At 37.0% G+C, this 21880-nt stretch carries 16 protein-coding genes and 1 rRNA gene; 2 read left to right on the forward strand and 15 right to left on the reverse strand.

The window, feature by feature from the left end; translation table 11 throughout:
• The 6 genes from L1275_RS06135 to L1275_RS06160 form a co-directional block, all read right to left on the reverse strand.
• A 16S ribosomal RNA gene (locus tag L1275_RS06135) occupies positions 1 to 171 on the reverse strand; the annotation flags it as partial.
• Positions 172 to 1365: 1194 nt separating this feature from the next.
• Positions 1366 to 2484 carry a DNA polymerase III subunit beta gene (gene dnaN / locus L1275_RS06140; protein WP_253470887.1) on the reverse strand — a complete coding sequence of 373 codons (1119 nt, stop codon included), beginning with the start codon at positions 2482 to 2484 and terminating at the stop codon, positions 1366 to 1368.
• A gap of 82 nt (positions 2485 to 2566) precedes the next feature.
• Entirely contained in the window at positions 2567 to 4255 is a 1689-nt protein-coding gene (gldG, locus tag L1275_RS06145; RefSeq protein ID WP_253470889.1) for a gliding motility-associated ABC transporter substrate-binding protein GldG, read from the reverse strand.
• Complete coding sequence (gene gldF / locus L1275_RS06150; protein ID WP_253470891.1) at positions 4255 to 4980, reverse strand: gliding motility-associated ABC transporter permease subunit GldF; 726 nt, start codon at positions 4978 to 4980, stop codon at positions 4255 to 4257. The genes gldG and gldF overlap by 1 nt, the downstream gene beginning before the upstream one ends.
• Positions 4981 to 4989: 9 nt before the next feature.
• Positions 4990 to 5286: a putative quinol monooxygenase gene (locus L1275_RS06155; RefSeq protein WP_253470893.1), complete on the reverse strand. Its 297-nt coding sequence runs from the start codon at positions 5284 to 5286 to the stop codon at positions 4990 to 4992.
• Positions 5287 to 5300: 14 nt separating this feature from the next.
• Positions 5301 to 6122, reverse strand: coding sequence for an S-adenosyl-l-methionine hydroxide adenosyltransferase family protein (locus L1275_RS06160; protein ID WP_253470895.1), 822 nt, complete (start codon positions 6120 to 6122; stop codon positions 5301 to 5303).
• Between the two features lie 97 nt (positions 6123 to 6219).
• Between L1275_RS06160 and L1275_RS06165 the strand changes: the two genes are divergently transcribed.
• Positions 6220 to 7179 (forward strand): PhoH family protein, encoded by a 960-nt coding sequence (locus tag L1275_RS06165; RefSeq protein ID WP_253470897.1) that lies wholly within the window; start codon positions 6220 to 6222, stop codon positions 7177 to 7179.
• A gap of 97 nt (positions 7180 to 7276) precedes the next feature.
• Here L1275_RS06165 and L1275_RS06170 read toward each other — a convergent pair whose 3' ends face one another.
• The 4 genes from L1275_RS06170 to L1275_RS06185 form a co-directional block, all read right to left on the reverse strand.
• Positions 7277 to 8065 carry a hypothetical protein gene (locus L1275_RS06170; RefSeq protein WP_253470899.1) on the reverse strand — a complete coding sequence of 263 codons (789 nt, stop codon included), beginning with the start codon at positions 8063 to 8065 and terminating at the stop codon, positions 7277 to 7279.
• 115 nt (positions 8066 to 8180) lie between these two features.
• Positions 8181 to 9314 carry an efflux RND transporter periplasmic adaptor subunit gene (locus L1275_RS06175; protein ID WP_253470901.1) on the reverse strand — a complete coding sequence of 378 codons (1134 nt, stop codon included), beginning with the start codon at positions 9312 to 9314 and terminating at the stop codon, positions 8181 to 8183.
• 1 nt (position 9315) lies between these two features.
• On the reverse strand, positions 9316 to 13644 hold the full coding sequence (locus L1275_RS06180; protein ID WP_253470903.1) for a CusA/CzcA family heavy metal efflux RND transporter: 4329 nt from the start codon (positions 13642 to 13644) through the stop codon (positions 9316 to 9318).
• Positions 13645 to 13724: 80 nt separating this feature from the next.
• Positions 13725 to 15110, reverse strand: a complete 1386-nt coding sequence (locus L1275_RS06185; RefSeq protein WP_253470905.1) for a HAMP domain-containing sensor histidine kinase — start codon at positions 15108 to 15110, stop codon at positions 13725 to 13727.
• A gap of 801 nt (positions 15111 to 15911) precedes the next feature.
• On the opposite strand from L1275_RS06185, the gene L1275_RS06190 reads away from it, so the two are divergent.
• Positions 15912 to 17603, forward strand: a complete 1692-nt coding sequence (locus L1275_RS06190; RefSeq protein WP_253470907.1) for an acyl-CoA synthetase — start codon at positions 15912 to 15914, stop codon at positions 17601 to 17603.
• A gap of 295 nt (positions 17604 to 17898) precedes the next feature.
• Here L1275_RS06190 and L1275_RS06195 read toward each other — a convergent pair whose 3' ends face one another.
• From L1275_RS06195 to L1275_RS06215, 5 genes are all read right to left on the reverse strand, one after another.
• Positions 17899 to 18219: a hypothetical protein gene (locus L1275_RS06195; protein WP_253470909.1), complete on the reverse strand. Its 321-nt coding sequence runs from the start codon at positions 18217 to 18219 to the stop codon at positions 17899 to 17901.
• 404 nt (positions 18220 to 18623) lie between these two features.
• Entirely contained in the window at positions 18624 to 19043 is a 420-nt protein-coding gene (locus L1275_RS06200) for a hypothetical protein (protein ID WP_253470911.1), read from the reverse strand.
• 402 nt (positions 19044 to 19445) lie between these two features.
• Positions 19446 to 19982 (reverse strand): hypothetical protein, encoded by a 537-nt coding sequence (locus tag L1275_RS06205; protein ID WP_253470913.1) that lies wholly within the window; start codon positions 19980 to 19982, stop codon positions 19446 to 19448.
• 522 nt (positions 19983 to 20504) lie between these two features.
• Positions 20505 to 21131, reverse strand: a complete 627-nt coding sequence (locus L1275_RS06210) for a hypothetical protein (RefSeq protein WP_253470915.1) — start codon at positions 21129 to 21131, stop codon at positions 20505 to 20507.
• A gap of 365 nt (positions 21132 to 21496) precedes the next feature.
• Positions 21497 to 21880: a DUF2750 domain-containing protein gene (locus L1275_RS06215; RefSeq protein WP_253470917.1), complete on the reverse strand. Its 384-nt coding sequence runs from the start codon at positions 21878 to 21880 to the stop codon at positions 21497 to 21499.

The raw sequence follows: 21880 nt of genomic DNA on the forward strand, positions 1-21880 counted from the left end.
AAGGCATTAATCCAAATTTCTCTGGGCTATTCCTTTGTAAAAGGTAGATTGCATACGCGTTACGCACCCGTGCGCCGGTCTCAAGGAAGCAAGCTTCCTCTACCCCTCGACTTGCATGTGTTAAGCCTGCCGCTAGCGTTCATCCTGAGCCAGGATCAAACTCTTCATCGTATTTTTTTAATATGTTTAGATAGTTTGCGCTAATTCTTGAAATCTTGCGATTTCCTTACTCTCTCTTATTTGCTGTCAATTCAATATGTCTATGAACGTGTCTTCTTGTCTTTCGCTTGTCTCTCAAAGCGGATGCAAAACTACAACTTCTTTTTTAAATGGCAAGCTTTTTGTTAGAAAAAAATTTCTTTTTATTTACTTGTCAATAATGTGTCAGAGCGTTGTTTCCTTGCGGATGGCAAAGATACAACTTTAATTATTTAAGAAACAAATTTAATTTTTATAAAATTTTAAAGAGCGAACTCTTTATTCTTGTTTCTTATTTTTTAACTCCGTTTCTCAAAGAACTTCTGCGGTAATGCGAGTGCAAAAGTAGGCCTTTTTACCAGCATTCCTAATCTTTTATTCTTTTATTTTTGGTATTTCTCACGCTCTTTTCTTAACTGACTAGTATCCGTTGTTTTACCTCTTTTATTATTTCTTGAATCGAAAGTCGGGATTGGTGATTCGAAGGTTCTCGTTTATGAAAAGCGAATTACTATAGTAATCAGTAAACAGTGATCAGTGACTAGAGGAGTCACGTGAATCGAAAGTCGGAATTTGTGATTCGAAGGTTATCGTTAGTGAAAAGCCGATTGTTCTAGTGATCAGTAATCGGTGATCAGTAATCGGTGATCAGTAATCGGTGATCAGTAACTAGCACGTGAATCGAAAGTCGGGATTTGGGAGTCGAGGGTTCTCGTTTGTGAAAAAGCTATCTATATATGAGGAGTGAGAAATTAACAATAGCCGACGAATCTCGATTTTCGAATAACGAATTAGCAAAGAGTGACTAGAGGCTTCAAGTTTATAAAAAGTATCTATATATGAGGAGTGAGAAATTAACGACAGCCGACGAATCACGATTTTCGAATAACGAATTAGCAAAGAGTGACTAGAGGGTTCAAGTTTATAAAAAGTATCTATATATGTGGAGTGAGAAATTAACGATAGCCGACGAATCACGATTTTCGACTAACGAATCACGAATTAGCAACGAGCAACTAGAGGGTTCAAGTTTATAAAAAGCTATCTGTATATGAGGAGTAAGAGATTCACACTAACCGACGATTCTCGATTTACGATTCTCGATTTACGCAAAAAAGTCCGATGATCGATCATCGGACTTTTTATTATATTTAAACAGGTAAAACCTTAATTGTTTAGCATTACCGGCATAACCAACATGGTTACGGTTTCTCCTTCATCCAATCCATCAACTGGAGTTAAAATCCCCGCGCGATTTGGCAAAGACATTTCCAACATGATTTCATCTGATTGTAGATTGTTTAACATCTCTGTCAAAAAACGAGAGTTAAATCCGATTTGCATATCGTCTCCTTGGTAGTCACAAGTCAAACGCTCATCTGCTTTGTTCGAATAATCGATATCTTCCGCAGAAATATTTAACTCAGTACCCGCAATCTTCAAACGAATCTGATGCGTAGTCTTATTAGCATAAATAGCTACACGACGTACTGAACTTAAAAATTGCGCACGATTGATCAATAATTTATTCGGATTCTCCTTTGGAATAACCGCTTCGTAGTTTGGATATTTACCATCGATCAAACGACAAGTCAACGTATAGTTTTCAAAAGAAAACTGTGCATTGGAATCGTTGTATTCAATTTTCACTTCTGCATCCGAAGTCATCAAGATATTCTTTAAAATATTCAACGGCTTTTTAGGCATGATAAAATTAGCTTGACTCGAAGAACTGATATCAGCACGCGAGTACTTCACTAATTTATGAGCATCTGTAGCTACAAAAATCAAACCCTCTGGAGAGAACTGAAAAAACACTCCAGACATCACTGGACGTAAATCGTCATTTCCTGCTGCAAAAATCGTTTTACTGATCGCTGTTGCCAAAACCTCAGCCGGAACTCCTGTCGTAGAAGGATCTTCCAAAGTCTCTGCCTTCGGAAACTCATCTCCTTGCGCATAAGCCAAAACATATTTCCCTAAATCAGAACTGATCTCTATGGTATTATTTTCTTTAACGGTAAAAGTCAAAGGTTGTTCTGGGAAAGTTTTTAATGTTTCCAATAATAACTTCGCCGGAACTGCGATACTTCCTTGACTGGTAGATTCTATTTCTAGCTTAGCAGACATGGTTGTTTCTAAATCGGAAGACGAAACTTTTAATTCGCTATTATCCAATTCGAATAAGAAATTATCTAAAATGTGTAAAGTATTACTACTATTGATAACACTTCCAAGAATCTGCAATTGTTTTAACAAATAGGAACTCGATACAATAAACTTCATGTTATTTTGCTTTTTTAGGTGTAAAATTACTTTTACATTTTACAAATATATCGGATTATAACCAATTATAAAAGAATTTTTATTAACACTTACGCGCAAATCGTTTCTTTCTATAAAAAGTGAAGCCCAAACCGAAAATTAAAAGGAAAAACAGTGGTAATCCGACAGTTATTATTTGAATATAGCTATAACGTTCATATACTTTTTGTTTGTCCAACAAGGGCAAGCTGACATTTTTTGAACGGATGTTAATAAGTCCCGAGTCATCCAGGAGATAATTCACCGTGTTCAGTAAAAACTCTTTATTTCCATAGAGTTTATTAGTCCATTTATCATAGCCCAACTCTAAGGGTTGAAAATTTTGATCCAATTGGTTTCTAATTACATCGCCATCTGCAATAACCACCATTTGATTCGCAGGACTCTGTTCTTTATAGTTTTTTGGCTTAAATGGCAAAATCCGATTTTGATAGACCGATTTAAAATTACCCTCTAGTAATACGGCCAAATTATAAAACCCTTTGTCTTGATAATCCGCCGGAGTCACTTCTTCATTTACCATATCCAACGATATCTGTGCCGGAGTACCAACCGCTGCAGAATTACGAGATGACTGTAATAAGATCGTTTTATGAATTCCATTCTTTAAAGTATCGATGGCATTGGCAAAATCAAACTTAACCCCTTCGATATTCTTAACTATAGGATGATCTCCCTGAGGATACGCAAAAGGAGCGAATTTCCATAGAAATTCCTCGTATTGCGTTTCACTGCCCTGACGTCCCACCGCCAGTTTAATCGGAGTTGCTTGTTCGTCTTTAACCAACACCGGATTCACGCGTACGCCATACTTAAATAACATTTCTCCCAGACTTTGATCTTTCGGATACGCCATCATCACTCCAGTTTGGTTTAAACTATCCATATCTGCCTGAACCTGATCAATCAGCCAAATCGTTTTTCCGCCATTCATAATAAACTGATCCAAAACTTCAATTTTCTCTTCAGAAAATTGCTTGCTCGGTTTCGCAATTATCGCCAGGTCATACTTCTGCAATTCCTCTAAACTACGCACCGGATTTGTCGCTACAGAATCCAAAGTAAACGGTCCGATAAAATAATTCTCACGTACTGACTTCAAGAAATCAGCTATATAATGATCATCCAATTCCCCATTACCTTTGATAATGGCAATTTTCTTTTGTTTTTCCGAGATAACTCGATGAATCGCATCGGTAATCGCATATTCCAAATGCTGTACAGAACTAATTACTTTTTCTTCAGTATTCGCCCCCATCATGTTTTTCAACAATGGGATTTGTGTTGTTTTTGTACCGTAAGTGGCAACAGCCCAAGGAAAAACCATTTCCTGTACCTGTTTTCCCTTATCAGCTACCGTGATATTAATCGGCTTCATGCCCGCTTCAAACAAAGCTCGAGCGGTTTCCATCTTTTCATCCTCCGATTCAATCGGATTGATAAACTGAAAATTAATATTGGAATTATAGGCTTTGAACTCTTCGAGCAATTGCCTGGTTTCCGTTTGCAACCTCTTGAATTCTTGAGGAAATTGTCCTTCCAAAAATACATCGACAAACAAAGGCTCCTTAACCCCTTTAATCACTTCTAACGAAGTTTCCGACAAGGTATAACGATTATCCTGAGTTAAATCCCAACGCTTGAAGACATAAGATCCCAATACATTGACTAAAACCAGCAGTACAACAACTCCCAATAACGATATAATGCGCTGTTTGCGTTTTGTATTCATTACTTTTTCATGGATTTAATTTTAAAAATAGTCGCACTCAAAAAGAATATAGCGAAACTAACAAAATACAGTATATCTCGAGTGTCTAACACACCGCGCCCCATACTCTTAAAATGAGAATTTATTCCGAAGTTAGCTATAATACCACTCCAGCTGCCTCCTATTTTGCTCCATTCATCGATACCTACAAAAAACAAAAAACACAGCAACACAGCGATTATAAAGGATACGATTTGATTTTCTGATAAGGTAGAAGCAAATATTCCGATTGCCGTATAAGCACCGATTAAGAATAACAATCCAAAATAAGATCCCCATGTACTTCCCCAATCAAAATGGGTACCTGCCAACGACAGATCTGATACAACCCACACATAAATCAATGTAGGAATTACCGCCATTACGATCAGCACAAAAGCACCTAAAAACTTACCCATAACAATTTCCCAGATACGCAGTGGTTTGGTCAACAACAGCTCCATAGTACCTTGTTTTATCTCTTCAGAAAAACTCTTCATCGTGACAGCTGGAATCAAGAAAATTAAAATCCAGGGTGCCAAGCTAAAAAACGGATTGATATCGGCATAACCGCTTTGTAAAATATTGTAATTACCGTCGAAAACCCATAGGAAGAGTCCGTTTAACACCAAAAAGACAGCCATAACAAGATAGCCCATTAAGGAGCCAAAAAAGGATTTGATTTCGCGAAATAAAAGTGCGTTCATCTTTAAATTTTAGGGTAAAGTAACTATTTTATCTACACTCCAAGCCTGTGGCTTATCATTGAAAAGCGTTTTAACGAACGACCAAATTTCTCTAAAGGTTTCGGATTTTCGGTAGTCTTCAAGGTCACTCTCCTGCCCCCAATAACTGTAGGTAAAAAAGATCGAAGGATTTTCTTTGTCCTGATACAATTCTAAAAACTGGTTGCCTGGATAATGACGCACAACTTCTTTTACCGTATCGAAATGCGCTAAAAAAACCGGTATTTTTTCTTCATGAAAACTCATTTTCACAATTCTAACAAACATAATATCTCTTTTTGTTATTCATCAAACTCAATGGTAATAGTATCTCGATATTCCAGTCCCAACAAGATCTTAGGAGAACCGGTAGTCAATGGATTAGCGCGATAGAGTGAAAACTGCAAATAGCCCAATTCATTGAAGATAGCGAGTAACTCCCCTTCTCTAGATTTTAAAGATGCGGAATCCGTAATTTTAAAGTCGGAAAAATACTTATTTATTCTCTTAATCGGTCGGTTTTTTACATTTATTATAAAGTTTCTTTCCCCTTTAATCTCATCGAACATTTTCTGGGTTATATTACTGACTGCGTTACCAAAGTGATCTTCATAAATGATATTACCTCTAATGCTGTCATTATCTTTCGCCACTACCGCTTTTAGTTCACTAACTCCAACTATGGTCTCAGCGGGTTGCCCTAATTCAGCTAGCGGTGTTCCCTCGGCAATTTTAGCTGCGCTTGCAATAAACACATCCATAGATGGCGTTCCGATTTCAAAATCGAGATAAACCACTTGATCCGCTTGTTTGTCCGTGGTCAGAAAACTCATAATACCGTTGTCTGCAGAAATAAAATAATGACCGTCTAAAAACATGGCTAATGGTCGACTAATTTCAGTCAATTCAGCATCTACACCAATGATGTGTATGGTGCCTTTAGAAAAATTCTGATAGGCTCCTGAAATAACATAACCCGCTTGACTGATGTTGAAATAATCAATACAATGAGAAATATCAACAATCTGACAATCACGAATATAGGAAATTATTTTTCCTTTAATCGCACCGACAAAATAGTCTTTCGTTCCGTAATCTGTTGTTAAAGTAATGATAGTTTCCATTATATATTTTTTACTATTTGATCGATAGTATAGAATTTTTGTATTAGCTTTGAGTAATTGCAAAATTAGTTTATTTTTTAATTAAATCTCACCCCATTTGAACGAAAGAACTATAGAACTAACAGAAATTACAGCTAAAGAATTTTGGGGACCACAAGATACCCATTTAGAAACTCTTAAACGCCTCTATCCCAAATTAAAACTAATAGCGAGAGGCTCTTTGTTAAAAATATATGGGGAGGATGAAATCCTCGATGAATTTGAATTGAGATTTCATCGCTTGGTGAAGTTTTTTTCGAAATACAACCGTATGGATGAAAATTCGATGGAACGGATCGTTATGGATGATGGACCACAACAGATGAACCCCAGTGATAAAATACTGGTCCATGGAGTTGGAGGAAAACTAATCAAAGCACTAACACCGAATCAACAACGCTTGGTACATTTCGTTGAAAACAACGATATGGTTTTTGCCATAGGTCCCGCAGGAACAGGAAAAACCTATACCGGTGTTGCTTTAGCCGTACGAGCTTTAAAGGAAAAGCAAGTAAAACGCATTATTTTGACCCGTCCCGCGGTTGAAGCAGGTGAAAACCTCGGTTTCTTACCCGGAGATATGAAGGAAAAGCTCGATCCGTATATGCAGCCGCTTTATGATGCCTTACGGGATATGTTACCTCCGCAAACCCTAGAAGATTATCTGGCTAAAGGAGTTATTCAAATCGCTCCGCTGGCATTTATGAGAGGACGTACATTAGACCATGCCTTTGTCATTTTAGATGAAGCTCAAAATACCACACACTCTCAGATGAAAATGTTTCTAACCCGTATGGGAAAAGATGCAAAGTTTATTATCACCGGTGACCCTGGACAGATCGATTTACCGAGAAAAGTTAGTTCAGGACTTAAAGAAGCCCTGCATATTCTAAAAGATGTTGAGGGAATCGGAATGATCTATTTAGACGACAAGGATATCGTGAGACACCGTTTGGTTAAAAAAATCGTTGCCGCCTATAAAACCATGGAAGAGCAGATTGAAATACAAAAATCATAGCTCAAACCGGAAACAGCAACCAGCAACTTAATCTTATAAAAAACCGGGGCTATCTCTTTGAGATAGCCCCGGTTACTTTTTGTAAAATCTAACTTAATTATAGAGAGACATAAGTATCTCTTCTAAAAACCATCTTGCGCTCGTGATCGATAAACAAGTGCAATTCGTCTTCAACCAATTTAAATTTATTAGAATGTTCTAATACATTTAAAAGCTCTTTTTCACGAACAAATTCATCAACTGATTTTTCGGGAGCCATAATATTCTTAAATTGTATACCGTCGCCTTCACAAGCCAGGTCACCATAAATAATATGATTACCACCACTACCTGAAAAACTCTTGGTGCTCACATCAATATTAATCAATGGAATTTGATCAATATTTAAATCCTCTACTTTCTTATCCTCGAAAGATTGCAAAATCCAACTACCTGATAATTTAGGTTCAAAAATATAATAACCGTATCCAGCAAAATCGGAAACCACTTCATTGCTGTGTGTATTTCTCTTCAGATGTACCGCTATCGAATGATCATATTCAATTCCAGTGAAAATATCAGAAGTCAACTCTTCATAAATCACGATCTCAATTTCCTCTCTTTTCGTTTGTGCTCTATACACTTTGGTTTCTCCAACCTGTATCGAATCAACATACGGAAACACTATTGTCTCATCTGCTTTTGATGCAGAATAAATTATTCCCTTTTTACTAATGGAAATATTCCAAAAAGGTTCATTGCCCACTGCTTTAAAAAAAGACTCATCTTCATTCTTTTTCTTTGAACCATTATCTTTCGCATTCTTTCTAGAATCCTTAGAGCGTTTTTCGTTGTTCGGCTCAATTCCAGAGCTCGGAAACAAAGATATAGTAAGTGCTAATATCATATTACTCAAATTTTCTTTTCACAATTGTAAGATTCAAAGAATATACCAAAAAAAGATTTAATTGTTTTTTTAAGAATTAATTAATACTTTTCTGCCAATTTGGGTCATTTTTAACCTACACCGCATTTATGTCATAAACACCATTAACTAATATTTTTGTGTTTTTTTTCAACTCTTTAGCGAATATTTCAGCATATTTTTCATTTTTTAGTAAAATTTGCACATTGATTTTTTTCAATATCATATTATTTTCACTTTTGCGATCCAAAATAAAAACATAGCTTAAATCGCCCTCTGTCACCACGGCTTTAGTGGGAACTCCCAAAGCAATTCGCTCTGAAGTAGCAATTTTTGCCTCTGCAAACATGCCACAAAACACCCCCTCCTGATATTCTTTTGGAAAATGTGCTACCACAGAAACCGTTCTATTGGTTTCATCAATGGTTTTACCGATCGAAAAAATCGTTGCTGGAATACTCTTTAAAGATGTCTCCGAGATCTGAAAAGTCAAATCTTGATTCCCTTTAATTTTATCAATATCCTTTTCAAAGACTTTTAAGTTTAACTGCATAGCCCGCGTATCGACAATCTCGATCATGGATTGTTCAGGAGATACAAACATCCCTATGGCCGCCGTAACTTGGTTTACCGTTCCTGAAATCGGAGCTACCAAAGCTACACGAGAGGAAAACTGTCCTCGAGCCACCGCTTTTAAGTCGACATTAAGCAAGTTTAATTTTGCGGTGATACTCTTTAATTTCGCCTGTGCAGTTCTATATTCGCTTTGTGCTTGCAAAAAATTCTTCTGAGAAGCAATCCGTTCTTCAAACAGCATTTTTTGTCTTTCGAATTCCGATTTTAAATACCCGATTTGCTCATAGGTCTCTAGATAATCTTTTTGGATGTCAATTAAGTCCGGGTTTTCCATCTGAACAACGACCTGCCCTTGTTTTACATATTGCCCCTCTGCAACTAAAATTGCTTTGATGTACCCGCCTAACATGGCATTGACCTTAGCCTTAAACTGTGGTGCTACATCAATTTGTCCCGTTGCAGCGATTTCATCTCTAAAGGTGTAATTAGTCAGTGTATCGAAACTCATTCCAATAGATTGAAACTGCTCTTGCGTAATGAGGCGTTCGTCTGCAGCAAGTGTTGATTGCTGTTGATCTTCCGTTGTATTTGTCGTTTTGTTACACGATAAAAACAAAGCCAGAAATCCGAATAATAGTATGTTTTTAGTGGTCATATTAGTAGTTTAAATAGTAAAGATTAAGATTGGCTTGTATATAAAGCAATTGATTTTCGAGGTATTCTTGTCTTAAAGCTAGGGCATTTTCAATACTGCTGATGTATTGAAAGAAATCAATTGCACCGTTTTGATAACTCATCGCTCCTACTTTAAAGAGTTCATCGGCCATTTGTTTCCCAAATGATTTGAAATAATCCATACCCTCCTTTGCTTTTGCAATTTCAGATTGTTGATTTTTCACAAATTGGTTCATCGTGATTTCTAAATTTTCGCGTTCGAATTCCCAACCTTCTGCAGCGAGTTTGGAAGCCTTAACCTGCGCTTTGGTTTCTCCAAAAAACAAGGGTATCGCAACACCTACCTGGAAACCATACATCGCTTGAGGCAAATGCTTGTTGGTCCCCTGAAAATATTCAAAGGTCAAATCGGGCATATAAGCTTGTTTTTGCTGTTTAATCGCTGCTGAAAATTGTCCCGACTTTGCTTCTAGTAGTTGTTCGTAGCTATCTCTTACCAACGGCTCTTCCAAACCAAATTCCCATTCCAAACGCTTTTGCAAAACCACAATACTATCTGGCCCTTGCACCAAAGCTTGTAACTTCTGATTCTCAATTTGCAATTCTTTTTTTAATTGATTGAGCTGTACTTTTACCTGCTGGTACTTGGCTTGAGAGGTAATCTTCTCAAGATAATTGGTTTCCCCCAATTCAAATTTGCGTTGACTGGCGTAGGAGAAGTTGTGATACAAACTATCCAGTTGTTCTAAAAGTTCCAATTTATTCTTTAGGTAAACCACCTGATAGTACGAGCCCGCAACTCCATAGGACAATCGCGTCTTATCCCAAGTGGACTGTGCATCTTCAACGGTATAATTCGCCTGAGCTAATTTCTTTTTAGCCTGATAAACCGTTGGGAAACTGATTTTTTGTTCTACTCCAAAAACCCGAAGTGCCTTGTCGTTATCCGCTTTATTGTTTTCGTCAAAACTGTAATAAACATTGGTTTTTTCAATCGAATAGGCCGTTTTTATTTCTGCTTTTGCACGAGCGGTTTTCTTATCCAAAGCCAACACACCTTTATTGTTTTTTTGAGCAGTCGCAATTAAGTGTTCTAATTCACTTGGACCTTGTGCATAAGTTGTGGTACTCATTCCCAATAAACCAATTACAATCAAGGCCGGCAAGGCACTTTTCTTTTGCTTTTTAAGTTGTTTGAGTCGCAACAATTTGTACAACACCGGTAAGACCAACATGGTTAAGATGGTAGCTGTAAACAAACCTCCAATCACTACGGTTGCTAAAGGTCGTTGTACTTCTGCCCCCGCATTACTCGAAATAGCCATCGGTAAAAACCCTAAAGCCGCTGCCGAAGCCGTTAATAATACCGGTCTTAGTCGATCTGTTGTTCCTTTGATAATCAATTCATCTATATTTTTCATTCCCGACTTGGTCAATTCATTAAAGTGTTCCACCAATACAATTCCATTTAAAACCGCTATTCCGAATAAGGCGATAAATCCAACCCCTGCCGAGATACTAAAGGGCAAATCCCGCATCCATAAAAACAGCACTCCTCCAACTGCGGAAAGCGGTATGGCTGTATAGACCATCAGCGCTTCTTGAATCGAATTAAATGCAAAATACAACAGTAAAAATATCAACAACAAGGCGACAGGTACAGCAATCATTAAGCGATCTTTAGCACTTTGTAGATTTTTAAATTGTCCTCCATATTCAATCGAGTAACCCGCAGGCATTTGCAATTCCGTCCCCAATTTTTTCTGTATATCAAGAATAACACTTTGCAAATCGCGATTTCTCACATTCACACCTACTACAATTCGCCTTTTGGTGTCTTCCCGTGAAATTTGAGCCGGTCCTTCGGTATAACTGACCATCGCCACCTCCTCTAAAGGTATTTGTTGGCCGGATGGCGTTGTTATATACAATCCCTTTAAATCGTCGAGACCCGTTTTATATTGTTCATCTAATCTGACCACCAAATCAAACTTTCGCTCTCCCTCAAATACATTTCCGACTTGCTTTCCCGCAAATGCCAAAGCAATCGTTTCATTGACATCGGCAATTCTCAATCCATATCGCGCTATTTTCTGACGGTCGAAGACCACGCTCATTTGTTTTAAACCCGCTTGCTTTTCAACGATGATGTCCGATGCACCTGGAATATTCTCAATCGCGTTACGAATCTGATGCGCCATCTTACTCAATACGTCCAAATCTTCTCCAAATAATTTAATAGCGATGTCTGCCCTAGATCCAGAAATCAATTCATTAAAACGCATTTCGATCGGCTGTGTAAATTCAATTTCCATATTTGGAATGAATTTTTCTATTTCCATTTTCATCTTATCGGCCAACTGATCTTTAGTGCTGGCAGAAGTCCACTCGCCTTTAGGATGCAGCTTAATAATCACATCGGTTTCCTCCATAGACATCGGATCTGTTGGAACCTCAGCGGCACCAATACGCGTGACCACTTGATCTACTTCCGGAAAACGATCTAAGAGTATATTTTCGATTTTAGTCATGATTTCTATGGTTTTGGAAAGCGATGTTCCCGTCTTTAGTACCGGTTGAATTACAAAATCTCCCTCGTCTAGTTTTGGAATAAATTCTCCTCCCATCTTCATAAATAATCCTATAGCAACAATCAGTAATACACCAGCACTGATCAACACCGCCTTAGTGCGCTTTAAAGCCCATTCAATTAGCGGTTGATACCAACGATTTAAACGATTGATAAGCCTTTTTGAAAAAGAGTTTTCTTTTTCAACGGTTGGTTTTAAAACTAAGGATGAAATAACAGGTACATAGGTCAGACACAAAATCATGGCACCGATCAGCGCAAAACTAAAGGTCATGGCCATTGGTTTAAACATTTCCCCCTCTACTCCGGTTAACGACAAAATCGGAATAAAGACTATCAATATAATTAACTGCCCAAAAAAGGCGGAATTCATCATTTTATTGGTGCTATTAAACGTGATTTCGTCAATAGCTGCCTGTCGATCTGCCTTGGGTAACAATCGTAAATCGGCTCCACTACGCACAATCTTAAAAGCGACAAATTCGACGATAATAACCGCTCCATCGATGATGATTCCAAAGTCAATCGCCCCCATACTCATCAAATTGGCATCGATATCAAAGAGATTCATCATCGATATGGCAAACAACAAACACAACGGAATAACCGATGCAACGACCAAGCCCGATCGAAGATTACCCAACAGTAAAACCACGACGAAAATTACAATCAAACAACCCAAGATTAGATTTTCTGCTATGGTAAAAGTGGTTTTACCTACCAATTCACTACGCTCTAAAAACGGATTGATATAAACTCCTTCCGGAAGTCGGTTTTGCACCTCAGCAACACGGTCTTTTACCGCGCTTAGAACCTGTTTGGAGTTACCGTTTTTAATCATCATGATTTGACCCAAAACTTTTTCCCCTTCACCATTCCCTGTTATCGCTCCAAAACGATTGGCACTACCTAAACGCACTTGAGCTACATCATTTACTAAAATGGGTAGGTTGTTGTGGTTTTTTACCACTATAGCACGAATATCATCTAGAGAAGTGATTTTTCCCTCCCCTCGAATAAAGAAACTTTGATTTTCCTTTTCTATATACGCCCCTCCAGCAATACTGTTATTGCTTTCCAATGCCGTAAAAAGTTCTTGCACCGAAACGTTCATCGCTTTGAGTTGAGCCGTATTGATCGCTACCTCATATTGTTTTAGATGTCCCCCCCAAGTGTTGACCTCCACGACTCCGGGAATTCCCGATAATTGTCTGCGAACGATCCAATCCTGAATGGTTCTTAAATCGGTAGTCGTATAACGGTCTTTGAATTCGGGTTTAACCTCTAAGGTATATTGATAAATTTCTCCCAAACCCGTTGTTATCGGACCAATTTCTGGACTCCCAAACCCCTCTGGAATTTCTTCTGCGGCAATTTTGATCTTCTCCGCTACCAATTGCCTCGGCAAATAGGTCCCCATACTTTCCTCAAAAACTAAGGTCACCACCGATAAACCGAATTTAGAAATCGATCGAACTTCTTTTATGCCCGGTAAGTTCGCCATTTGAATCTCAATCGGATAGGTCACAAACTGCTCTATATCTTGCGTGGATAAGGTACTCGAAGTGGTAATCACCTGAAGTTGGTTGTTGGTAATATCGGGAACAGCACCTATAGAAAGTTGCGTCACGGAATAAAGTCCAAAACCAATTAGTCCAAATGTAAAAAGCAGAATTATAAGCTTGTTTTTCAAGCTAAATTTGATCATTCCTTCCAACATGATTGTTTATTTTTTTACAAAATTACCCTCGATATTGGACAGTTTCCTTAAGCTAGACTTAAGAAACAATTAGAAATGGATTAGATCGGTTTATTTAGAATAAGTCTTACTTCAGTTCCTTTATTCAATACACTACTTATATCAATCTGGATTTGTAGTATTTCACCGAGTTTTTTGACGATGGAAAGTCCTAAACCCGTGCCTTTCACCTGAGAATCAATCGCATTTTGAGCACGGAAAAATTGATTAAAAACCTCCTGTGCCGATTGTTGAAAACCAATTCCACTATCGGAAATGATCAATTCAACCCGATCTGCTTTGTCAGTAAAAGTAATCAACAAGCTTCCGTTGTCGACATTGTATTTAATCGCATTGGATATTAAATTATTTAACATCATCACAAACAAATGTTTGTCGGTATAAACCGCAGGTGCATGATCTAAAAAGACCTGTATCTCAATGTTTTTTTGTTGTATAGCCCAGCCAAAGCGCGGTATCACTTCCTCCATCAATTGACGTAAGTACAATGGCTCTTTGTTGATCTCGCTTTGAGTATTTTCTATGCGTGCCAATAAAAGCAAGTCATCGACTAAAGTATTCATCCGTTTGATTTCCGCTATACAAAAATCAATTTTTTCTCGGTATTCGCCTTGCTCCCTTGGTTTTCGGATCAATACCTCTAAGGTACCCTGAAGGACAGCTAATGGTGTGCGTAATTCATGAGAAGCATGTGAAGTAAACTCTTTCTCGCGTTCCAAAGCTTTTTCAATGCGCTCCAACAGACTGTTAATCGTCAAAGTCAACTCATATAACTCATCCTTATTTTGAGGTAAAGGAACGCGCTCAGACAAGTTTCGCTCGGAAATTCGACGCGACGTTTTTATAATACTTTGTACCGGTCGTATGCTTTTTCCAGCAATGATCCGAGCCAGAAAAAATAAAACCACCAATACAAATGGATAGGCAAACAACAGTATTCGTTCGAGATTTAAAATGACCATAACCGCATTTTCACGAGACATGGCTACCAACAGATAACCCACCTTGTCGCCTTTCTCATAAATAGGTACCTGGATTTGACGAATTAGTTTATGCTCTAAAGTAGTATCAAATAAATCTCCATCTGTAAACCCTTTGTCAAAAAGCAATTCCTTGTCCTTTAGGTTAGGTGATTTTTCAAATAAAATTCCCTGTTCCGATACAAATTCGACAAAGACCGGGTTGACATCAATGGCATTGTGCTCACGTTCCATCCACTCGTCCTCATACAAAAGCTCTATTCTACCATCGACATATTGGTATTCCGATAGGTGCTTCTGCACTTCTGTTTGTATATTATCGTCTATGTGCTTATTGAGAGTTATAGATACAATTTGATGTACCACAATAAACAAAATCAAAATTAAAAAAGCCGTTCCCAAAATGTAATAGAAAGCAATGCGGTTTTTAATAGACAAGGAAAACATATATAAGAATTTTGAACAAAAATACGTTTTTTTTAGCGGATACTTTTATAGGCTGATACGCAGATGGGCGAATACGCTGATACGCGAGTAAGTTGAAGGCTGTTCCATTTTTACGAGTAAGGGCGAATGGGCGTATGGACACATAGGCTTTAGATGCTGATACGCTGATGGGCGAATTCGCAGATACGCGAATAAGTTGAAGGCTGTTCCATTTTTACGAGTAAGGGCGAATGGGCGTATGGACATATAGGCTTTAGATGCTGATACGCTGATACGCTGATACGCGAATAAGTTGAAGGCTGTTCCATTTTTACGAGTAAGAACGAATGGGCGTATGTGCGAATGGACATATAGGCTTTAGATGCTGATACGCAGATGGGCGAATACGCTGATACGAGAATAAGCTAGATGCTGTTCCTTTTTTATGAGTAAGGGTGAATGGGCGTATATGCGAATGGACATATAGGCTTTAGATGCTGATACGCTGATACGAGAATAAGCTAAATGCTGTTCCATTTTTACGAGTAAGGGCGAATGGGCGTATCTGCGAATGGACATATAGGCTTTAGATGCTGATACGCTGATGGGCGAATACGCTGATACGCGAATAAGTTGAAGGCTGTTCCATTTTTACGAGTAAGGGCGAATGGGCGTATATGCGAATGGACATATAGGCATTAGATGCTAATACGCTGATACGCTGATGGACGTATAGGCAAATTAACATTTAGCTCTAGGGATATACCAAATATTTCAATATATTTATAAAACACAGTATCAACCCCTTATTTCATTTTGATCATGACGGATTATTTTAAAAAAATCAGCGAATTGATTTCCTTACAAGATTACGAAGCATTAAATCATGTAGAATTAAAAAAACCCTTGTATTTCAATTGGGTTACCGAAGTTTTTGAAGCGATTCACGTCAAAAACCATCCTGATAAAACGGCTTTATTGTGGACCAATGAAACCGAAACACTCCACTTTACTTTTAAGAACTTACAACAACGATATAATCAATTGCTTAGTTTTTTAAGAAACAAGGGCATCGTTCAGGGTGATGTCGTATTAACCCAAATGATGTTTCAGCCCATCAATTGGATTGCCATTTTGGCTACGATAAAAGGCGGTTTGCAACTGGTTCCTGCCGCTAGTATACTCGGTGTTCAGGATTTGGTATATCGCATCGAAAAAACCACCCCAAAAGTTATCATATCCGATTTGGACAATGCGGCTAAAATAGACGAGGCAGAACGTCTAGGTAATCATAAAATCACCGTAAAAATCATTGCAGAAGGAACGCGAGAAGGTTGGGTATCACTAGACGAAATCGAACTGGAAGCAAGCACTGCAGAGGCTGCGAAAACTCAAGCTGATGATAATCTTTTTTTATTCTTTACATCTGGAACTACAGGTTTACCGAAGATTGTGTGTCACACCCATTGGAGTCATCCCATCGGTCATTTGACAACAGCTTCTTGGATTGGGCTTACTGCCGATGATATACATTATAACATTTCACAACCCGGTTGGGCAAAATTTGCATGGAGTAGTGTTTTTGCTCCATGGAATGTTGGTGCAACTGTATTTGCACACCATACAACCGAACGTTTTAATGCAGCAAAAACACTACAACTGATCGAAAAACATCAAATCACAACCCTTTGCGCCCCTCCAACGGTTTTACGATTATTTATACAGGAAGACCTCACGTCTTATACTTTTAAATTTAGACAATGTGTCGCCGCAGGAGAACCGTTAAATCCCGAAATTATCGAACAATGGAAAAAGGGAACAGGAATTTTGATACGCGATGGGTTTGGACAAACGGAAAGCACTTGTATGATTGCCAATCTTCCCGGTAAAAAGTTAAAAATGGGATCGATGGGAAAACCGACGTTTTTATATGAAATCATCATCGCAGACGATGAAGGAAATCCAATACCGAATAATGAAGAAGGAAATATCTGCGTAAAAACTAGCACGGAGCGCCTTAATGGACTATTTAAAGGGTATTTATACGATAAAGAACGCGAAAGACAAGTATTTCGCAACGGTGTATATTTCACCGGAGATAAGGCCTATCAAGATGAAGATGGGTATATATGGTTTGTCGGTAGAGATGATGATGTTATTAAGTCTTCCGATTATCGAATTGGCCCCTTTGAGGTTGAAAGTGTTTTATTGGAACACACAAAAGTTTTGGAATCGGCAGTAGTAGCAAGTCCGCACGAAGCAAAGGGTTTTGAAGTTAAAGCCTTTGTCGTGCTACAAGATTTTAGTTTGGGTTCGAAAGAACTGGCCGATGAATTGTTTGCCTATTCCAGAACGCATATAGCTCCATACAAAATGCCGCGACTGATCGAATTCGTCAGCGAACTACCCAAAACCATCAGTGGGAAAATCCGAAGAGTAGAACTCCGGGCATTACAAGCTGAAAGAATTGCAAAAAATCAAATCGTCGAACGAGAGTATATCTATAGAAGGTAAAACTACTAGTTCACTCCTAACATTCTTTAAGAATCATAGTAACGTGCGAAGAGACCTATCCTATTTTGAAAAAAGCAGAATACTTACTAATCATAATTCTAAATAAACCATTATTTAGAAACACAAAAACTCTCAACATAGTTGAGAGTTTTTGTGTTTAATATAAACCACGCGAGAGGACTCGCGCGGTAGCGTATCCAGACATCTTTAACAATCGCGCACCAGCGAGGAGGTAGCCTAGCCGGATATTTTTAATACTCGTGCACCAGCGGGGTCAGCATAACTCTAACTATAGTTATAGAGATCCTTCGTTAATGTCGCTGTATACTGCAAATACTATAAAATCATAAATATCATTTTGATCATAATCAGCCACCAATTTAACTTGACTAACAATAAATAAATTCGGAATATGAGCATTACTATTTGTAACAATATCATCTAGTAGTTCCAATTCTAATTCTGATGGTGGAGCGAAATAAAATGCTGTCAATAACATTTTATTTTTCTTTAAATCAATTTCGAGGTAAATTCTATTTAAATTATTAGTTATTTTAAAAACTAAAAACCTTAAAACAATTAAGTATAAATCGAATTTTTTTTGTTCTTCTGTCATATTCAATTATTTAAACGTTGTTGAACTTGGATGAACAGGAACAACTGTAGAAGATTTCCCCTGCTACACCGCTACCGCACGAAATGTAATTCGACGAAGTCAATCCTTTCGTCTGGTAATTAAAGACTTTACCATACCAACTGAAATTCGACGAAATCAATCCCTCATGTGGCAAAACTAACTATATTAATCTATTTTCATCAAAAGAGGAGTATTATTAAGAAGAAACCTTATTATATTTTGACAAAGTTGAACCACATACTTTTATAGATAAACTGCCTTTTTAAACACAAAAATCCCAACATAATTGAGAGTTTTTGTATAATATAGACCACGCGAGAGGACTCACGCGGTAGCCTAGACGGATATATTAAATACTCGCGCACCGGCGGGGGCAATTAACGTTACATTTCTTTAACATATATGCCAGAAAAAAAATATTTAAATTTCAGAACATCTTTATTAAATAATCCATCTCCTAATACAACATTATTAAAAGGAATTTCAAAAATCACTCCCTCTTCATGTATTGAACTTGGGTACCTATAACTTATATACAAATTTTTCCCAAAAACACTGTCTAATTTAGGTTGAGAATCCTCTCCCCTTATATTTATTTCTTCTATTATACTATTATTCTCGTCGCATATTTTAAGGTTAATACTTTCTCCAAAGGCTCCTTGTTCTATTTTATTGAGAGTTATAGTTTTATTCGCTGTACTGTACTCTTGAATTAAACTTATTTTATCAACTTCACAATCACGTTTTTTATCAGAACATGATGTAAGCACTGCTAAATACAATATTAAAACATCTAACTTCATGCTATTATACTTTTAAATATTTTACTAAAGTTTGAATTAAAACTATCTAAAGTTCGGATGTAATCCCACGCTGCCGCACGAAATGAAATTCGACAGAGTCAATCCCTTCGTGTGGCAAAGCAATCTATATTAACACATCTATCTCAAAACGCATGTAATATACAAAGAAACCTCATTTTATTTTGACAAAACCAGAAGACTTACTTCTATCGATAAACTGCCTTTTTAAACACAAAACTCCCAACATGATTGAGAGTTTTTCTATTTTATATAGACTACGCGAGAGGACTCGCGCGGTAGCGTAGCCGGATATTTTTAATACTCGCACACCAGCGGGGGATCCGCTAACGGGTATACGCTCAAAAATATACTGATACTCGAATCGTAATACTTTAAATCGTATTAATAAATAACACAAGGATTATCTCTTCCTTTCAATGCGACCTCTAATGAATCTCTACGAATAACACTCTTCTGATTTATATTCCATTCTGCATTAACTCTATATAGTGTCATTACTTCATTGACACCAGGGTTTTCTGTTTTTCGAAGTACTATTGAATCTCGCCCGTAAGAAACTATTTTGTATTTATTATAGCACAACATCTCAATGATACTATCACTTTCCATTTTCCAGATTGGTCTATCTGAATATTGTGCCAGTCTCTCCCCATTCCTTATACTAATTGAGTAAATTTCACAACGTCCGTCTTTATAAAACAAATAAGAAAGTTTATTCACTATTCCCATTGAATTATCTACAGAAAAATGATTCCACATCTCTGCATTATTATTAGTCAAATCATTAATAAATAAGTCAAATTCCCTTTTTTCCTTACAAGAAACGAAGAAACAGAGAAATAACATAAAGCTAAATCTGCTATTCACTTGGGTTATCAAGTTTTTTGTATTGAAAACCAATTCTTTTATCCATTCCATCTATTGAAGTTTTAAAATTTACCCCCCCCGCTGCCACACGAAATAAAATTTGACAGAGTCAATCCTTCCGTGTGGCAAATTTCAATATACTAATATTCTACTCTTAAACCACAAAGACCTCATTCTATTTTGACAAAGTTGGAAGACCTACTTTTATCGATAAACTGCCTTTGTAAACACAAAAACTCCCCAACATGATTGAGAGTTTTTCTATTTTATATAGACTACGCGAGAGGACTCCCCCGCTGCCGCACGAAATGAAATTCGACAGAGTCAATCCTTTCGTGTGGCAAATCAAAATACTAATATTCCTCTTTTAAAATTCATCTAATATACAAAGAAACCTATTTCTATTTTACCAAAATTGAAACACATGCTTCTATCAATAAACTGTCTTTGTAAACACAAAACGCTCAACATAATTGAGCGTTTTAGTTTTTAAAATAGACCACGCGAGCGGACTCGCGCGGTAGCGTAGCCGGATATTTTTAATACTCACACACCAGCGGGGGAGTACTATTTTTACATTGAAAAACTTGTCTGCTCATCTTCAAAAAAAGAATTGCCTAATATTTCGAAAAACTCCTTATGCTGTGGATATTTCTTCATATATATAGCTCCCTGTTTCAAAAACTCTTCTTTAGAAAGCACTTTAGATTTAATAAAAAACAAATCATAGAAAACCTCTTCTTTAAAAACATTTTCTTGCTCTTGATACTTTTCAATCGCTTCTAAACTTTTTGAAAAGTATTTCTCTCTACAATTAACATCGTTATGACATAAAAAACCTTGAGCCAAGTTTAAATACATTTCTTTTGTATAAGTCATTTTAAAATCCTTTTCTTCTAGACTATTTACAAAAAGAAATAATTCCTTATATTTTCCTAATCCTAATAAAATTTCAATTTTTAAATCAACGGATTGAATCCTTCTATCTAAACATTTAATTGAAATTTCTAAATATTCCAAAGCTTCTAATAGATTTCCCTCTCTACTTTCTTCTAGTAAATATGAACTATTTATTTTTTTTACAGCATTTGAAAATGATTCCTTACATAATTTCTCTTCTGTCTCCTGTCCTTTACACTTAACATTTAGTAAAAATGTAATAAACAACAGTATACATATTCCTTTTCTTTTATATAACATATGATTCTTTATTTACTTTTAGGACTGAAAGGTGGATAACTATGGTTATATTTTAATGGATATAGTCCCATCCGAAAAAGAGGAGTTGCCCCGCTACCGCACGAATCCCCGCTGCCGCACGAATCCTTTCGTGTGGCAAAATTCAACATACTAATATTCCTCTCATAAAACGCAAGTAATATACAAAGAAACCTAATTCTATTTTGACAAACTTGAAACACATGCTTTTATCGACAAACCGCCTTTGTAAACACAAAACTCCCCAATGTGATGGAGAGTTTTGTATGTATTATAGACTACGCGAGAGGACTGGCGTGGTAGCGTATCCAGACATTTTTAATACTCGCGCACCAGCGGGGGTTTAACTATGAATAATTCTCTAATTCTTCCTTCAAATCATTTGCAAATTCATCTAAATTTACTACAAAACCTGTCCTATCGTATACAGGAAATACATTTATCAGATAATTAGAGTTAGCTATTATATCAAATATTTCATTTTCTAAATCATCAAAATTTAGTTCCTTTATAAGGAACGACTCCCATCCACTAGTCTTACATAAATTCACAAACTCTTTAGATGACCACATCGGAAATAACTCTTGATTATCAACCGTAGAAGTAATATATCTATTGTTAGTGTCTACAAGTGTATAAACCAGCTCACTATCGGCAATCTTTTTTATAAAATATTTATATCTTTCAAAAGGCTGTAAAGATGATACAGCTTCTATTTCTTTTGTATGCAT

This window comes from Flavobacterium sp. HSC-61S13 (genome assembly GCF_024171535.1).
Taxonomy (GTDB): Bacteria; Bacteroidota; Bacteroidia; order Flavobacteriales; family Flavobacteriaceae; genus Flavobacterium.

Excerpts from the sequence above, each read along its gene's own strand:
- gldG (WP_253470889.1), bottom strand. The coding sequence starts at position 4,255 with ATGAATACAAAACGCAAACAGCGCATTATATCGTTATTGGGAGTTGTT.
- gldF (WP_253470891.1), bottom strand. The coding sequence starts at position 4,980 with ATGAACGCACTTTTATTTCGCGAAATCAAATCCTTTTTTGGCTCCTTA.
- L1275_RS06190 (WP_253470907.1), top strand. The coding sequence starts at position 15,912 with ATGACGGATTATTTTAAAAAAATCAGCGAATTGATTTCCTTACAAGAT.
- L1275_RS06215 (WP_253470917.1), bottom strand. The coding sequence starts at position 21,880 with ATGCATACAAAAGAAATAGAAGCTGTATCATCTTTACAGCCTTTTGAA.
- L1275_RS06200 (WP_253470911.1), bottom strand. The coding sequence starts at position 19,043 with ATGAAGTTAGATGTTTTAATATTGTATTTAGCAGTGCTTACATCATGT.
- L1275_RS06160 (WP_253470895.1), bottom strand. The coding sequence starts at position 6,122 with ATGGAAACTATCATTACTTTAACAACAGATTACGGAACGAAAGACTAT.
- L1275_RS06195 (WP_253470909.1), bottom strand. The coding sequence starts at position 18,219 with ATGACAGAAGAACAAAAAAAATTCGATTTATACTTAATTGTTTTAAGG.
- L1275_RS06175 (WP_253470901.1), bottom strand. The coding sequence starts at position 9,314 with ATGACCACTAAAAACATACTATTATTCGGATTTCTGGCTTTGTTTTTA.
- L1275_RS06180 (WP_253470903.1), bottom strand. The coding sequence starts at position 13,644 with ATGTTGGAAGGAATGATCAAATTTAGCTTGAAAAACAAGCTTATAATT.
- L1275_RS06185 (WP_253470905.1), bottom strand. The coding sequence starts at position 15,110 with ATGTTTTCCTTGTCTATTAAAAACCGCATTGCTTTCTATTACATTTTG.
- L1275_RS06170 (WP_253470899.1), bottom strand. The coding sequence starts at position 8,065 with ATGATATTAGCACTTACTATATCTTTGTTTCCGAGCTCTGGAATTGAG.
- L1275_RS06155 (WP_253470893.1), bottom strand. The coding sequence starts at position 5,286 with ATGTTTGTTAGAATTGTGAAAATGAGTTTTCATGAAGAAAAAATACCG.
- dnaN (WP_253470887.1), bottom strand. The coding sequence starts at position 2,484 with ATGAAGTTTATTGTATCGAGTTCCTATTTGTTAAAACAATTGCAGATT.
- L1275_RS06210 (WP_253470915.1), bottom strand. The coding sequence starts at position 21,131 with ATGTTATATAAAAGAAAAGGAATATGTATACTGTTGTTTATTACATTT.
- L1275_RS06205 (WP_253470913.1), bottom strand. The coding sequence starts at position 19,982 with ATGGAATGGATAAAAGAATTGGTTTTCAATACAAAAAACTTGATAACC.